The sequence below is a fragment of the Streptomyces sp. NPDC004610 genome, assembly GCF_040609715.1.
Classification (GTDB): Bacteria; Actinomycetota; Actinomycetes; order Streptomycetales; family Streptomycetaceae; genus Streptomyces.
Genome location: NZ_JBEXLA010000014.1, coordinates 164,801 through 178,289 on the forward strand (window position 1 = coordinate 164,801; position 13,489 = coordinate 178,289).

16 protein-coding genes are annotated in these 13,489 nt (G+C 73.9%); 4 read left to right on the forward strand and 12 right to left on the reverse strand.

The annotated features are described in order from the left end of the window. Window positions 1–271: 271 nt before the first annotated feature. The 4 genes from ABZX40_RS18180 to ABZX40_RS18195 form a co-directional block, all read right to left on the reverse strand. On the reverse strand, window positions 272–1,993 hold the full coding sequence (locus ABZX40_RS18180) for a carboxyl transferase domain-containing protein (protein WP_355731820.1): 1,722 nt from the start codon (window positions 1,991–1,993) through the stop codon (window positions 272–274). After that, a complete protein-coding gene (locus ABZX40_RS18185) occupies window positions 1,986–3,458 on the reverse strand; it encodes an acyl-CoA synthetase (RefSeq protein WP_355731822.1) in 1,473 nt (490 codons plus the stop codon). Before ABZX40_RS18185 ends, ABZX40_RS18180 begins: the two co-directional genes overlap by 8 nt. Before the next feature lie 94 nt (window positions 3,459–3,552). Then, a complete protein-coding gene (locus tag ABZX40_RS18190) occupies window positions 3,553–4,053 on the reverse strand; it encodes an NUDIX domain-containing protein (RefSeq protein ID WP_355731823.1) in 501 nt (166 codons plus the stop codon). After that, complete coding sequence (locus tag ABZX40_RS18195; protein ID WP_355731825.1) at window positions 4,050–4,607, reverse strand: ATP-binding protein; 558 nt, start codon at window positions 4,605–4,607, stop codon at window positions 4,050–4,052. Before ABZX40_RS18195 ends, ABZX40_RS18190 begins: the two co-directional genes overlap by 4 nt. Window positions 4,608–4,947: 340 nt before the next feature. Between ABZX40_RS18195 and ABZX40_RS18200 the strand changes: the two genes are divergently transcribed. Further along, the gene (locus ABZX40_RS18200; protein ID WP_355731827.1) at window positions 4,948–5,781 is read left to right on the forward strand and encodes a helix-turn-helix transcriptional regulator; all 834 of its coding nucleotides are present in this window, start codon (window positions 4,948–4,950) and stop codon (window positions 5,779–5,781) included. 3 nt (window positions 5,782–5,784) lie between these two features. Next, window positions 5,785–5,988, forward strand: coding sequence for a DUF397 domain-containing protein (locus tag ABZX40_RS18205; RefSeq protein ID WP_355731828.1), 204 nt, complete (start codon window positions 5,785–5,787; stop codon window positions 5,986–5,988). Window positions 5,989–6,209: 221 nt separating this feature from the next. Here the strand turns inward: ABZX40_RS18205 and ABZX40_RS18210 are convergent, their stop codons facing one another. Further along, window positions 6,210–6,482: a hypothetical protein gene (locus ABZX40_RS18210; RefSeq protein ID WP_355731830.1), complete on the reverse strand. Its 273-nt coding sequence runs from the start codon at window positions 6,480–6,482 to the stop codon at window positions 6,210–6,212. Window positions 6,483–6,705: 223 nt separating this feature from the next. Further along, window positions 6,706–6,975 carry a hypothetical protein gene (locus ABZX40_RS18215; protein WP_355731832.1) on the reverse strand — a complete coding sequence of 90 codons (270 nt, stop codon included), beginning with the start codon at window positions 6,973–6,975 and terminating at the stop codon, window positions 6,706–6,708. On the opposite strand from ABZX40_RS18215, the gene ABZX40_RS18220 reads away from it, so the two are divergent. Beyond that, on the forward strand, window positions 6,962–7,840 hold the full coding sequence (locus tag ABZX40_RS18220; RefSeq protein ID WP_355731834.1) for a hypothetical protein: 879 nt from the start codon (window positions 6,962–6,964) through the stop codon (window positions 7,838–7,840). The two genes, ABZX40_RS18215 and ABZX40_RS18220, sit on opposite strands and share 14 nt — an antisense overlap. A 114-nt stretch (window positions 7,841–7,954) precedes the next feature. Then, entirely contained in the window at window positions 7,955–8,878 is a 924-nt protein-coding gene (locus ABZX40_RS18225) for an alpha/beta hydrolase (protein WP_355731836.1), read from the forward strand. 18 nt (window positions 8,879–8,896) lie between these two features. Here the strand turns inward: ABZX40_RS18225 and ABZX40_RS18230 are convergent, their stop codons facing one another. From ABZX40_RS18230 to ABZX40_RS18255, 6 genes are read right to left on the reverse strand one after another with little or no spacing between them, the layout of a single operon-like run. Beyond that, window positions 8,897–9,493: a hypothetical protein gene (locus ABZX40_RS18230; RefSeq protein ID WP_355731838.1), complete on the reverse strand. Its 597-nt coding sequence runs from the start codon at window positions 9,491–9,493 to the stop codon at window positions 8,897–8,899. Further along, on the reverse strand, window positions 9,465–10,328 hold the full coding sequence (locus ABZX40_RS18235; RefSeq protein ID WP_355731840.1) for an FkbM family methyltransferase: 864 nt from the start codon (window positions 10,326–10,328) through the stop codon (window positions 9,465–9,467). The genes ABZX40_RS18230 and ABZX40_RS18235 overlap by 29 nt, the downstream gene beginning before the upstream one ends. Then, window positions 10,325–10,555, reverse strand: a complete 231-nt coding sequence (locus ABZX40_RS18240; protein ID WP_355731842.1) for a Trm112 family protein — start codon at window positions 10,553–10,555, stop codon at window positions 10,325–10,327. The genes ABZX40_RS18235 and ABZX40_RS18240 overlap by 4 nt, the downstream gene beginning before the upstream one ends. Next, window positions 10,552–11,460 (reverse strand): hypothetical protein, encoded by a 909-nt coding sequence (locus ABZX40_RS18245; RefSeq protein WP_355732128.1) that lies wholly within the window; start codon window positions 11,458–11,460, stop codon window positions 10,552–10,554. Before ABZX40_RS18245 ends, ABZX40_RS18240 begins: the two co-directional genes overlap by 4 nt. Before the next feature lie 23 nt (window positions 11,461–11,483). Further along, window positions 11,484–12,227: a class I SAM-dependent methyltransferase gene (locus tag ABZX40_RS18250; RefSeq protein WP_355731844.1), complete on the reverse strand. Its 744-nt coding sequence runs from the start codon at window positions 12,225–12,227 to the stop codon at window positions 11,484–11,486. Further along, a complete protein-coding gene (locus ABZX40_RS18255; protein ID WP_355732130.1) occupies window positions 12,224–13,489 on the reverse strand; it encodes a condensation protein in 1,266 nt (421 codons plus the stop codon). Before ABZX40_RS18255 ends, ABZX40_RS18250 begins: the two co-directional genes overlap by 4 nt.

A 13,489-nucleotide genomic window follows, 5' to 3' on the forward strand; every position in this document is an offset into this window, starting at 1 on the left:
CGGGCGTGCGGGACATGCGGCGGCGCCGCCACCCTGGGACGGGGGGACGGCGCCGCGCGGCCTTCGTTGCGTGACTCTTCGAACCGTCAGACCAGCCAGCCGACGAAGTGGAGGAGACCGGCGAGGATGTCGGTGAGAAGGTTCATGATCGTGCGTTCTCCTTGCGATGACGCATTGCTGCGCATGAGTGTGGGACCTGCGCTCAACTGCGGTATGCATCCCGCCGCTTGCGCACCGTAAGTATCGTCAACCGCATGAGCCCCGGGCACCCTCAAGGGCGACGATCACCTGTTCCAGGGAACAACTGATCGCCTGTTCGGTCCACGGCCCCCTCCCGTACGATCCCCAGCTCGGCCAAGTCCTGTGGACGGATGCGGAGTTGGTCCGCCGTGGCCCGTACCTGCGCCGGTTCCCGCTTGAGGATCTGGGCGGCAAGCTCGGGCGCGATGACCGAGAAGTAGCTGTCGGGGGTGGCGTAGGTGTTGCCGGGCGCGGCGAGGGCCAGTGCCCCGCCCGAGCCGCCCTCGCCGATCACCAGCGTGGTGACCGGCGTCCGCGCGGCGGCCACCGCGCCGAACACCTCGGCGATGGCCGCGCCCGCCCCCTGCCGCTCCGCCGCCGCGTCATTGGCGGCGCCCGGGGTGTCCACCAGGGTCAGCACCGGGATGCCCAGCCAGCCGGCCAGCCGGATCAGCCGGGCGGCGGTGCGGTACCCGGCGGGCCGGGTCGCCGCCCCGGTCTGCGCCGCGTAGGCGACCGTACGGCCCTCATGGGTGCCGAACCCGCACAGCATGCCCTCGGGGTCGGTGCCGCCGCAGCGGTCGCCGCTGATCTCCGCGCGCTCGCTGAAGTAGGCGTCCAGATACTGGCGGGCACGGGGGCGACGCGGGTCCCGGGCGGCGACGACCGCGTCCCATCCGGTGACGGGGAGAGCGGTGGCGCCGAGCGGGGCGGGTGGTGGGGCGGGGGTGCGCTTGCGGGTCCCCTCGGTCTCCTGCATGGCCTGCCCGGCGTCCTGCCCGGCCTGTCCGGCGTGCCGCCCGGTGCTCGCGGCGTCCCGCCTGGTCTGCCCGGTCTCGTGCCCGGCGTCCCCGGTCTCCTGCCCGGTCTGCCCGGCGTGCCGCCCGGTGCTCGCGGCGTCCCGCCCAGCCTCCCCGGTCTCCCGCCCGGCGTCCCCGGCGTCCTGACCGTCCCGCCCGGCCTGCCCGGCGTCCTGCCCGGTCTCCCCGGTCTCCCGCCCGGCGTCCCACCCGGCCCGCGGGGCGTCATACCCGGCGTCCCCGGCGTCCCCGGCGTCATACCCGGCCTCCCCAACCTCCCGCCCAGGACCCAGCAGCCGCAGCCAACGCCCCATCACCCCCCGCAGCTCCCCCGCCGGGATCACCGCGTCCGCTGCGCCTGCCGCTAGCTGGGCCTCGGCGGTGTATGCCGTCGGGTCGGTGTCCGGTGGGCGGACTCGGGAGCCGGCGAAGCCGACCTGCGCGCCGGGCAGTGCCAGGATCACATCGGCGCCCGCACCCAGCGTGGCCCAGCCGCCGCCCGTGGTCGGGTCGCGCAGGACGGCGATCTGCGCCAGCCCGGCCCGCCGGGTCAGCTCCGACTGCCGGGCCACCCGCTGGAGCTGGGTGAGCGCCACCATGCCCTCCTGCATCCGGCTGCCGCCCGTCGCGATCAGCGGCACGACCGGCAGCCGCCGCTCCCGGGCGTACGCGTACGCCGCCTCCAGCCGGTCGCCGGTGCGGGCGCCCAGTGAGCCGCCGAGGAAGCCGAACTCGAAGGCGATCAGCACCGCCCGGGTGCCCTCGACCCGGCCGGTGCCGCAGACCACGGACTCCGTCTCGCCGGTGCGGGCGGCGGCGCGGGCGCGGGCGGCGCCGTAGCCGTCCCAGGCGAGGGGGCCGTCGGGGGCGTACTCGCCGGTGGGGTGGGGGAGTTCGGTGAAATCGTCGGTGAGCAGGGCGAGGAAGGCGCGGGCGGAGAGCCGGTCAGCCATGGCGCAGGGCCCGCTTCATGATCTTCCCCATGTCGTTGCGGGGCAGGGCGTCGAGGTGGTGGACGACCCGGGGCCGTTTGTGCGGGGCGAGCCGCCGGGCCACATGGTCGGCCAGTTCCTGGTCCGGCGGCGGGTTCTGCGGGTCGGTCGGCACGATCCAGGCGACGATCCGCTCCCCGAGGTCGGGGTCCGGCTCCCCGGTGACGGCGGCCTCGCGCACCCCGGGGTGCTCCAGCAGGGCGTTCTCGATCTCCCCGGCGCCGATCTTGTAGCCGCCGCTCTTGATCAGGTCGGTGGCCTTGCGGCCGACGATCCGGACCGAGCCGTCGGGGTCGCGGACGGCCATGTCGCCGGTGCGGAACCAGCCGTCGGGGGTGAACGCGGCGGCGGTGGCCTCGGGCCGGTTGAGGTACGCGGTGAACAGATTCGCCCCGCGCACCTGGATCTCCCCGACGCTCTCCCCGTCGAGCACCGGGACCGGCGTCCCGTCGTCCTCCACCAGCCGCAGTTCCACCCCGGGCAGCGGGACGCCGACGGTCCCGGCGCGGACCGTCTCGGCGTCCACCCGGACACTGGTGTTCATCAGGGTCTCGGTCATGCCGTACCGCTCGACGACCCGGCGGCCGGTGGCGGCGGCGATGCGCTCATGGTTGTGGACGGGCAGCGCGGCCGACCCGGAGACCAGCAGCCGCGCCCCGGCCAGCCCCTTCACCAGCTCGGGTTCGCCCGGGAGGGCCTCGGCGATCCGGTGGTACATGGTCGGCACCCCGAACAGCATGGTCGCCCCGTCGTTCAGCTCCCGGGCCACGCCCACGGTGTCGAACCGCCCCAGATGCCGTACGGCCCCGCCCCGCCGCAGCGGCCCCAGCACCCCCAGCACCAGCCCGTGCACATGGAACAGCGGCAGCCCGTGCACCAGGACGTCGGCGTCCGTCCACCGCCAGGCGTCGGCCAGCGCGTCCAGGGTGGCGGTGACCGCCCGGCGGGGCAGCACGGCGCCCTTGGGCGGGCCGGTGGTGCCGGAGGTGTAGACGACGAGGGCGGGCGCGGCGGGGTCGGTGTCGTCGTCCGGGGCAGGGGCTTCGGCGCGGGCGTCGACGTCGATCCGCTCCAGCCCGGCGAGGGCGGTGGGGAGTTCGGTGCCGGGGGCGGCGAGTACGGCGTCCGGGGCGCTGTCGGTGAGGATGTGCGCGAGTTCCTTCTCTCCCGAGCGGGGGTTGAGCGGCACGGCGGCGGCACCGGCGCCGAGCACGCCGACGGTGGCGACGGCGGTCTCCAGCACGGGCACCGCCCACACGGCGACCCGCCGGGCCCCCCGCACCCGCCCGGCGACGGCACCGGCGGCCCCGGCCAGCTCCCCGTACGTGAGGGAACGCGCACCGAAGCGGAGGGCGGGCCGGGCGGGCGGGGCCTCGCGGAGGGCGGGGAAGAGGGCCGGGGCGTGGACCGGGGGGCGTGGGGACACGTGGGGTGCTCCTTGGGTCGGGGGCCGGGACGGCGGGGAGGGGCCGCCGGGTCGATCCTGCCGTAGGCGGGTGGGGGAGGGCTCCCGCCCGAGGTCATCGGGTGCGGGGCACCCCGTGGTACAGCTCGGCCGCGTGGCCGTGGTCCCGGGCGGCGAGGCTCGCCCCGATGCGTCGCAGCGGGTGACCGGCGGCGTGCTCACCGAGGGCGGCGCGCTCGACCCACCGGGCCTCACCGAGACGCCCGTTCGCGGTGACGACCGGCTCGGCGCCGCCCGGCAGGCGGACCGCGTACACGAAGTTGAGGCCCTCGTAGTGCTCGTTCTCCCTGGCGGGGACGGAGTCGAAGGCGAGGAGGTCGCCGGTGGTGGCCGTCAGACCCAGCCGCGCGGAGAGGATGCGGGGGAGCGCGTCGGACGGCGCCTCGCCGGGCGCGGCGGAGCCGCCGGGCAGGCTCCACGCGGAGTCGCCGGCGCGGTAGGGCTTGGTGACCAGGAGGATGCGGGTACCTCGCGTGATCACGGCGTGGACGCCCATCCGGCGCCGGGGCGGGGCGGTGAACCAGTCGGGGCCGTGGACGGGTGGGGGGTTCGTCATGGGTTGCTCCTGGTGGTGGTTGTCGTGCGGTGTGACGGCGGCGTGGACCGGTGTGTGCCGGGGAGGGCGAACCGGCACCAGGTCTGTGCTCCGTCGTGGGTGGTTCCCCAGGTCCCGCCGTGTTCCTGGGCGGTGGCATCGACGATCAGCAGGCCCCGGCCGCACTCGGCGTCCTCGTCCACCGACGTCCGGGGTTTCGCCGCACCGGACATGCCGTCGATGACGACTACGCAGAGGAAGCCGTCCCGGATGCCCAGGACGAGACGGATCTCCTGGGTACCGCTGTGCCGCAGCGCGTTCGTCAGGAGTTCGGACACGACGAGACCGGCCGGGGCGATCAGCTCCTCCAGCCTGGCGAGCCGCAGCCGCGCGGTTGCGATCCGCCGCAGGATGCCGACGCGATGCGCGTTGTGCGGGTGAGGCGGGCTCCCGGGCTCGCGTGGCAGGACCGCGATCCGCTCGTCCAGCAGGCTCCTGGTGCGGGGCAGGTCGAGCACCCATGCCTCGCCGTGGTCCTGGCCTGGTCGGGAAGTCTGTGCAGCGCTCGGTGACATGGGGGGCTCCGTCCGTTCTGTCGGGAGTGCACGCGGGTCGTTGCTCCGGTTCCCGTGGCTCAACAAGGCTGTCGTATGCGAGAGTTGCGATGCAAGTCGAACTGAAGATTTCACTCTGACTGGCATATTCGAGAGTCATGCGGACTGGACTTTGCAAGGTGAGCTGAGAGTGGCAGACTCCGGGCTGGAGCCGAGCGGTGACGGGCCGTCGGGACGACCAGGCGGACTCTCAAGGGAGTTCGATGGGCTCTCGACTGGCCGCACCGGACTCGGGGCAGAATCTGGTGGACTTGAAAACGGAGGCAATGTGGCCGCTCCGACAGGACCAACGGTCAGGCGCGTGCAGCTCGGGCTGGAGTTGGAACGCCTGCGGAAGAAGGCGGGCTTCACCAACCTCAGGGAAGCGGTGAGCGGCCTTGATATCTCCGACTCACAGCTCTACCGGGTCGAGAAGGGCACCTCGGCGTTCCGCCGGGCAGCGGATCTCGTCGCGCTGCTGGAGCGATACGGAGTCGTGGACCAGGAGGATGTCGACTTCCTCGTCGGCATCCACCGTGACGGCCTGAGCCGTGGATGGTGGTCGATGTACGCCCGGACGATGCCGTCCGGGATGGCGCAGTACATCGGCCTGGAGGACGGCGCCAAGTCGATGAAGACGTGGCAGCCTGATGTGGTCCCTGGTCTGCTCCAGACCGAGGGCTACGCGCGAGCGCTGTTCGCGGCAGGAAAGCCGGTCGAGGAGCGCACCACCGAGTTCATGGAACGCGGCGTCGCACTCCGTATGGAACGCCAGGCCATACTGACGCGGCCCAACCCCGTGGAGATCCGCACCATTTTCGATGAGGCGGTGCTCCGCAGGGTGATGGGCAGCCGCGAGGTCATGCGAGCCCAGATCCTGCATCTGGCCGACATGACCGCACTCGACAACGTGACCATCCAGGTTCTCCCGCTCGCGAGTCCCACCTATCGAGCGCCTTTCGATTTCACCCTGCTGGAGTTCGCCGCTCCCATCCCGACAACTGTCCAGATGGACACGTACGACGGTGCCTCCAACCTCAGCGACAAGGACTCTGAGGTGTGGATGTTCTCCCGCAGGTTCGACGCCTTGCGGGATGGTGCTCTCCCCGTCGCGGAGACGCCGAAGTTCCTGCATCAACTATCCCGAGAGATCTGAGACATGGCCCTCAACGCCCTGGACATCGCCCCTGACGGCGACTGGTCCGTTTCCTCCTACAGCGGCAACGGCAACAACTGCGTCAAGGTCGCCGCGCCCACCGCCGGTCGGCATTCGGTCGGTGTCTGTGACTCCAAGCGGGACAACGGCCCGGCGTTCACGGTCCGGCCCGAAGCGTGGCAGGCGTTCGTCGCCTTCATGTCGTAGGCCGACGCATCCATCGGGGCCCCGCACCCACCGCGCCCGGAGCCCGCTTCGACCATCGGAACCAGCCTGTCCGGAAAAGGGCTTCCCGGCGCCCGTTCTGTCGCCTCTCGATCCAGGGGCGTAGGCGGCCCGGTGACGGACAGCGCCCCGCGGACAACGAGGAGCCGTTGTCCGCGGGGCGCCGGGTGCGGTCGTCTAGGGACCCGCACTCACTTCCGGGCCTACGCCCACTTCCTCTCCAGCCACAGGTTGGCGGAGTTCCAGGACGGCCCGCCCGCGCAGTAGTAGTAGTACGTGTGGTACGGGAGCGTTCCCTGGCGTCTGCTGGCCTCCGCCCAGCACTTGTTCCACGCGTCTCCGCCGTCGTTCCCCCAGACGGTCTGGACGTAGTAGTTGGTGCTGGCCGCCGCGGCCGGAGCCGCGCTCACGGCCATGGTCCCGGCGACCATCAGGCCGGTCAGACCTGCGCCGACGAGTGCCTTCCCGAGCTTCATGCGCTGTCCTTTCGTGGGTGCCCGCCTGCCTCACGAGGGGCGACGGATCGTCAGCGGAAACGTAGGCTTCGCAGGGCCATGGCGAAATATGTGGCTGAAAACCTCAGTACGGAAGGGCAGTCGTCCTGCCCGAACGGGGTTCTCCGGCCGGTTTCGGCCACTCCTTCGGGCGCTCTGTGCCCGCACCTTGGAGCCGAAATGTCACGCGGCCGTTCAGCCGCGTTCAGCCGGTGAGGCCGAGAGGCGCGAGTACGCGGTCGTCATGGTCGATCTCCACCTCCAGCGGCGCCGGCGCCGGCGTCGAGAGCGCGAACAGCGAGCCGTCCGAGAGGACCGCGCCCCGTGTCCGCCCTCCCGTCGAGGTCTTGTGGAACGCGAAGAGCAGCTCGAAGTCATGTCCGAAGCAGAGGGATTCGAGGCGCGGCCACGTCGCCGTTGTTAGCCTGCCCGCAGTCCCGATGATCCGTCCCGGAGGAACCGTGAAGCCCCGCATCGCCCTCGTCACCAGCACCCCCGGCCCCGAGGTCCACGCCGATCCCGATCTGCCGGCGCTGCTGGCGGCGGTCCGGGCGGCGGGCGCCGACGCGGAGGCGGTGCGGTGGGACGACCCGGGCGCCGACTGGGCGTCCCACGACCTCGCGGTGATCCGCTCCACCTGGGACTACAGCTGGCGGGCCGGGGAGTTCCTCGCCTGGGCCGACCGCTGCGCCGCCCTCACCCGGCTGGCCAACCCGGCGCCGATCGTGCGCTGGAACGCCGACAAGCGCTATCTGGGCGACCTGGCGGCGGCGGGCGTCCCCACGGTCCGGACCGTCTACGCGGCCCCGGGTGAGCCGCCGGTGCTCCCGTCCGGCGAGGAGTACGTGGTCAAGCCCACCTCGGGCGCGGGCGCCCGCTTCGCCGCCCGCTACACCCCCGACGAGCACGACACCGCCGTACGGCAGGTGGAGCGGATGCACGCCGAGGGCTTCACCGCGATGATCCAGCCGTACGTCCGTGCCATCGACACCTCGGGCGAGCGGGCCCTCCAGTTCTTCGGGGGACGGCTGATCCACGCGATCCGCAAGGGCCCGGTCCTGTCCCCGGGCACCCCGTACGACGCCCGTAAGACGGCCCACCCGGGGGTCCGGCCCTGGCAGCCGACCCGCGCGGAGACCGCCGTCGCCGAACAGGCCCTCGCCGCCGTGCCCGGCGCCTCCGGGCTGCTCTACGCCCGGGTCGACCTGGTGGACGGCGAGGACGGCCGCCCGCAGCTGATGGAACTGGAACTGGTCGAACCCCATCTCTTCCTGGATCTGCATCCGGAGTCGGTGGGGAAGGTGGCGGGGGCGGTGGTGGAGGCGGCGGGGCGGGGTTAGGGGTGCCCGAACGGGCACCGCACCGCGTCGGCCGTCCCGGTCCGCCCCGTTATTGGTCGCTGCACAAGAATCGCGTTATTGTGCAGTGACCAAGAGAGCAGAAGGAGCGAGCCCGTGACCCTCGATGCCGAATTCCGCCCCGTCTACGAGGTGCTGCCCGAACTCGACGCGTTCGCCGACATCCCCGCCTCCCGCGCGGCCCTCGCGCCCGCCAGCGGGGACGGGAAGCCGGATGACCGCGTGCAGGTCGAGGACCGGACCGTCACGGCCGCCGGGGTCACCGTGACCGTGCGGATCTACACCCCGCTGGCCCCCGCCGAGGGCCCGCGTCCCGTGGCGCTCTGGTTCCACGGCGGCGGGTTCGCCCTCGGGGGGCCCAACGCCGAGGACGGGACCTGCCGCAGGCTCAGCGCCGACCTCGGTATCACCGTCGTCGCGCCCGACTACCGGCTCGCCCCCGAGAACCCCTACCCGGCCGGGTTCGACGACTGCTACGCCGCGCTGGTCTGGGTCGCCGAGCAGGCCGCGAGCCTCAAGGTCGACCCGGCGCGGATCGCGCTCGGCGGGCACTCCGCCGGAGCCGCCCTCGCCGCCGGGGTCGCCCTCGCCGCCCGCGACCGCTCCGGCCCCGCGCTCGCCTTCCTCTACCTCGGCTACCCGGTGCTGGACGACCGGCTGGAGACCGACTCCGCCCGCACGGTCACCGACCCGAAGCTCTACAACCGCAAGGGCGCCGAGGACGGCTGGCGGCTCTACCTCCAGGACACCGACCCCGCCACCGGGTACGCCGTCCCGGCCCGCGCCACCGAACTGCGCGGACTGCCGCCGACCTACCTCCTCGTCAACGGCGTCGACCCGGTCCGCGACGAGGCGCTCGCCTTCGCCTCCCGGCTCAGCACCGCCGGGAACCTGGTCGAGCTGCATCTCGTGCCCGGCGTCCCGCACATGTTCGATGTCTTCGCCCCGACGATCCGGGCCACCCGGCGGGCCGTCGACGCCTGGACCAGCGCCCTCGCCCACGGTCTCGGGGTGGAGTGACCCGGCGCGGACCGCGGCTCAGCTCGTCACCGTGGTCCGTTGCAGCAGGCCCCAGGTGAACTCCGCGACCACCTCCCGCCGTACCCCCGCCCCGTCCGGTGCCGTGAAGGACAGGCCCCAGCGGGTGGGGGCGGTGCCCTGGAGGGGGCGGGCCGGGGCGAAGGCGCGGGCGGCCTCGTCCACCGTGCAGGACCAGGGCGTGAGGTCGGCCAGGGTCCGCAGCGGCGGGGCGGGGGCGTCGGGGGCGCGGACCAGCCACTCGTTCCAGACCGCCCGGTCCGGGCCCACCAGCACCTCGAACCGCAGATCCGGCCAGAGCGGCAGCGGCCACTGCCAGGCCGCGCAGTCCAGATCGCCGATCCGGCGGGCGGTCACCGACTCCGGGGTGCCGAGGACCGAGCGGTAGCGGCTCGCCGCCGGGCGCGAGCGCGGCGAACGGACCATCGCCTGCCAGCGCTTGTTCGCCTCCCGCATCCCGGCGGGCGGGACGCCCAGCGCCCGCCGGGCGTCCTCCACCAGGTCCGGGTTGTGGTCCGCCATGCGCCGCAGCAGCACCAGGGCGAGATCGAGCGGGGTGAAACGGCTGTCAGCGCCGGGTGTGGAATCCGAGGACATACAGTCCATCGTGGCGCACCCGGTCGCCCCGTCCGCTCTCCGGCCGCCGGTCCTTGGGGAGAAACAGCACCGAGTTCACATAGCGGCGCCGCCGGGGCGGCAGCACCCGCCGGACCAGCCCCACCGACGCCAGATGCCCGGTACCGGCCTGATGGGACTCCAGCGGGAACCCGGAAAGCGGCACCCAGCGCTCCCCGGGCAGCACCCAGCCCTCGTAGCCCAGCATCCGCAGATACGCCACCACCGGCCCCACCGGCTGGATCCGGGACTCCAGTTCCACCAGAAGCGCCGGACGGTCCCGGGTGAGCAGCCCCGTCGCGCCGCGCAGCACGGCCAGTTCGCTGCCGTCGACGTCGATCTTCATGAACCCGACGTCCCGCAGCCCCAGACCGTCCAGCGCCACACAGCGCACCGGCACCGCGTGCCCGTGCACCTCCCGCCGGACCAGCGAGGACAGCCCGCGCGCCCCGCTGTCCCCGGCGGGCAGCCACAGCCGGGCCGTACCGGGGTGGTCCGCGGCGGCGGCCTGGATCACCCGGACATTGGGCGGGGCGGTCGCGGTCAGCAGCCGGGCCAGCCTCGGCACCGGCTCCACGGTCACCACCCGCCGGGCCCGCGCGCTCAGCCGCCAGGTCCAGGGCCCGTACCAGCCGCCGACATCCACCGCCGTACCGCAGCCGTCCGGGCACAGCTCGGCCAGCCGGGTCAGCTCCGGTTCGAACCGGGGGTAGACGGCACGGGCGGTCGCCGCCACCAGCCGCTCGGGCAGGAGAGCGGCCACCCGGGAGGCCACCGTCGGCGACCCGGGGTCACCGCCGCCCGCCGCCGCCGTCATGGAGTCATCCGCTTCAGCAGGTCCGCGTGCTCGTCCTCGGGGATCTGCTCCCCGGAGGACGGCAGCAGATGCGGGACGCCGTCCACGATCGGATAGCGGCGGCGCAGCCGGGGGTTGTAGAGGGCCCCGTCCTCGTCGCCGGTCTCCCCGGTGGGTGGCAGCAGGTGCAGCGGCTCCTTGTCCAGCGGGCAGGCGAGGATCCTCAGCAGGGGGTCGTCCGGCTTCATGGCGGGGTCAGCTCCTTGGCGCCGATGGGAGAGGGGGGTGCGGTGTCGTGTCTGGGCATGGCCAGCAGCACGGTGACCGCCAGCGCGGTCCCGGCGATCCGCAGCCCCAGCCGCAGCGGATCCGAGGGCAGCGCCTCACCGAACGACAGCGTGCCCAGCACCGCCGTGAACAGACAGGTCACCGTCGTGCACACCGGCACGATCAGCGAGGCCCGGCACCGCTGGAGCGCCGCCTGCGACAGCACCAGCCCGAACGCGCCGGTGAAGAGGAGAAGATAGGGGTAGGGGGAGCGCAGTACGGCGGTCAGGGCGCCGCCGAGGCCGCCGTCGGTCGTCAGCCGGCCGGAGACGCCCTTGATGGCCAGCGAGCTGACCCCGTACAGCAGCCCGACCGCCACCCCGTACTCCACGCCGGTGGTGGGCAGCCGGTGCCGGTGGCGGGCGCCGCGCTCGGCCGACCGGTACAGCCACACCCCGGCCGCCAGCGTCGGCAGGCACACCAGCAGCACCAGCGGATAGGGGGCGCCCTCGCCGACCGTGTCGGCGCCCTCGTCCAGCGACAGCACCACCATCAGCAGCGCCAGCAGGATCGCCGCCAGCGCGTACCGCTCCCGCCCGCTGGTCTCCTCGCCCAGCAGCCGCGACGACAGCAGCACCAGCAGCACCAGCCCCGACACGAACAACCCCTGCGCGGCGGCGATCGGCAGCGTCCGGTACACCAGCAACTGGGCCCCGAAACCCGCCGCCAGCGCCAGCGACCCCGCGATCCACAGCGGACTGCCCAGCACCAGCCGCAGCAGCCGCGCCGGGCGCCGCACACTCACCTCGGGCAGCGACCCCAGCGCCCGCTTCTCCAGCACGAAACCGGTGCTGTAGAGCACATTCGCCAGCAGCGCCGCGCCCACTCCCCACCACACCGCCCGGCCCCCTACGTCCGCCGGGCGTGCAGCAGCAGGATCGACGCCAGCGCCGGACGCGCGCACGCCAGCCGGTCCAGCGGACGCAGCGCCCGGGGCACCCCGTGGAAGGGCGCCCCCGACAGCCGGACCACCTCGAAGCCCGACGCGGCCACGAAGGCGCGCAGCGCGCGGGCCGTGTACAGCCGCAGATGGCCCACCACCTCCGAGCCGGGGCGCCCGTGGATCGCGCGGAGGCTCACCTCGGAGAACACCGGCTGCACCCCGGCCAGCAGCAGCCCCCGGTTGTACCAGGCGGCCAGATTCGGGGTGGACAGCATCAGATGGCCGCCGGGCCGCAGCACCCGCCGGATCTCGTCCAGCGCCGCGTCCGGGTCGACCAGATGCTCGATCACCTCGCTGAACAGCACCGCGTCCGCGCAGCCGGTGCGCAACGGCAGCCCGCCGCCGGTGAGTTCCCCCCGGACCACGGACGGCAGCCGGGTGCGGGCGCGGGCCAGGGCGTCCTGCGACCAGTCGACCCCGACGATCCGGTGGCCGCGCAGCAGCGGGGCGGCGGTCGCGGCGGAGGTGCCGTCGCCGCAGCCGATGTCGAGGACGGTCGCGCCCGGCGTCCCGGCCAGCGCCGCCGCCAGCACCCGCGCCTGCCGCAGCGCGCGGGGCGTGCCGGAGGCCACGGGGACGGCCGGGTTCTCGTAGAAGTCCCGCAGACCGGGCGGCGGGGCGACGGACGGGGGTGACGGGGGTGCGGTCATGGGGCGGTGGCCTCCGTCGTGTGGAGGTGCTGTGCGAACAGGTCGAGGAGGCGGGCGCCGTCGTCCGGGCCGAGCAGGGTCCGGGACCAGCGCAGCGCCAGATGCAGCCGGCCCCCGGTGGACGCCGTGGTGACGGTCAGTCCGCGCGGCAGCCGCGCCGGGGCCGAGAACCACACCGCCCGCGCCCGGCCCGCCTCCCCGCCGAAGTCCAGCGGGTACGGGATCCGGCCGATGTTGCTGAGCAGGGTGGTGGACGTCCAGGGCGCGGCGGCCCTGCGCAGCGCCCGGGTCACACCGCCCCGCCAGACGACCGGCACGACCGGCGCCGTCAGCAGGGCGGCACCATGGCCGAGCTGGGGGCGCTGGACTGCCTTGAGGGCGCGGGTGCGCAGGGCGGTGCGGTGGAGCAGGGCGGGGGTGTCGCCGGTGCCGAGTTCGTCCGGGGTGAAGGAGACCTCGACCAGTCGGGTGCCGTTGCCGATGGGCATGGTGAGGTCCCGGGGGCGGTCGTCCACGGGCATGGTGATGCGCAGGGGGCGGGGCGGGACGCCGTGGTCGCGGTTCCAGTGGGCGAGGGTGCGGGCGGTGGCCACCATCAGCTGGTCGTTGACGGTGTAGGGGGCGCCCTCGGGACGGTGGGGGAGGGCGAGTTCGGTGAGGGTGAGGTCGTTGCCGGGGACGGTGGTGGCGGGGGTGCCGGGGGCGACCCGGGCGGGGCGGGACCAGGTGCCGGGGGCGCCGGGGGCGGACCGCGGGGGCTGCCCGGGGCGGACGGGGGGAGCGGCGGGGGAGTTGTCCGTGCCGCCGTACAGCTCCGCCGCGGTGGCGAGGATCCGCAGACAGGCGGGGCCGTCCAGGGCGGTGTGGTTGACGGTGAGGACGAGGGCGGTGCCGTCGGCCGCGCGGTCCACCGCCTCCAGCCGGACCGGCGGGGACGCGGTCAGGGGCGGGGTCTCGTCCAGGGACCGCCGCCGGGCCGTGGCCAACGCCCGGCCGTCCGGCCCCGAGAAGCGCACCGCCTCGACGTCCGGTTCCGCCGTCAGCTCCCAGGTGTACCGGCGCCGGTACCAGGGCCCCGCCGCCTCCCGCATCAGGATGCGGGGATGGCGCCCCAGGGCCTCGGTGAACGCCTTCCGCAGCCGGGGCGGGTCGACCGGGCCGGGGAGATGGACCTCGATGTGGACGGTCTCCGGCTCCGCCTGCTGATGGCAGTGCCGGGAGACCTCGTCCACGACGGGGAAGGGGATCGTGGTCGTCGTCAT

What these genes read in the sequence shown, in the direction of transcription:
- ABZX40_RS18195 (WP_355731825.1), bottom strand. Translation starts at nt 4,607, where the DNA reads ATGTCACCGAGCGCTGCACAGACTTCCCGACCAGGCCAGGACCACGGC.
- ABZX40_RS18205 (WP_355731828.1), top strand. Translation starts at nt 5,785, where the DNA reads ATGGCCCTCAACGCCCTGGACATCGCCCCTGACGGCGACTGGTCCGTT.
- ABZX40_RS18240 (WP_355731842.1), bottom strand. Translation starts at nt 10,555, where the DNA reads ATGAAGCCGGACGACCCCCTGCTGAGGATCCTCGCCTGCCCGCTGGAC.
- ABZX40_RS18210 (WP_355731830.1), bottom strand. Translation starts at nt 6,482, where the DNA reads ATGAAGCTCGGGAAGGCACTCGTCGGCGCAGGTCTGACCGGCCTGATG.
- ABZX40_RS18250 (WP_355731844.1), bottom strand. Translation starts at nt 12,227, where the DNA reads ATGACCGCACCCCCGTCACCCCCGTCCGTCGCCCCGCCGCCCGGTCTG.
- ABZX40_RS18255 (WP_355732130.1), bottom strand. Translation starts at nt 13,489, where the DNA reads ATGACGACGACCACGATCCCCTTCCCCGTCGTGGACGAGGTCTCCCGG.
- ABZX40_RS18230 (WP_355731838.1), bottom strand. Translation starts at nt 9,493, where the DNA reads ATGTCCTCGGATTCCACACCCGGCGCTGACAGCCGTTTCACCCCGCTC.
- ABZX40_RS18215 (WP_355731832.1), bottom strand. Translation starts at nt 6,975, where the DNA reads ATGCGGGGCTTCACGGTTCCTCCGGGACGGATCATCGGGACTGCGGGC.
- ABZX40_RS18190 (WP_355731823.1), bottom strand. Translation starts at nt 4,053, where the DNA reads ATGACGAACCCCCCACCCGTCCACGGCCCCGACTGGTTCACCGCCCCG.
- ABZX40_RS18180 (WP_355731820.1), bottom strand. Translation starts at nt 1,993, where the DNA reads ATGGCTGACCGGCTCTCCGCCCGCGCCTTCCTCGCCCTGCTCACCGAC.
- ABZX40_RS18235 (WP_355731840.1), bottom strand. Translation starts at nt 10,328, where the DNA reads ATGACGGCGGCGGCGGGCGGCGGTGACCCCGGGTCGCCGACGGTGGCC.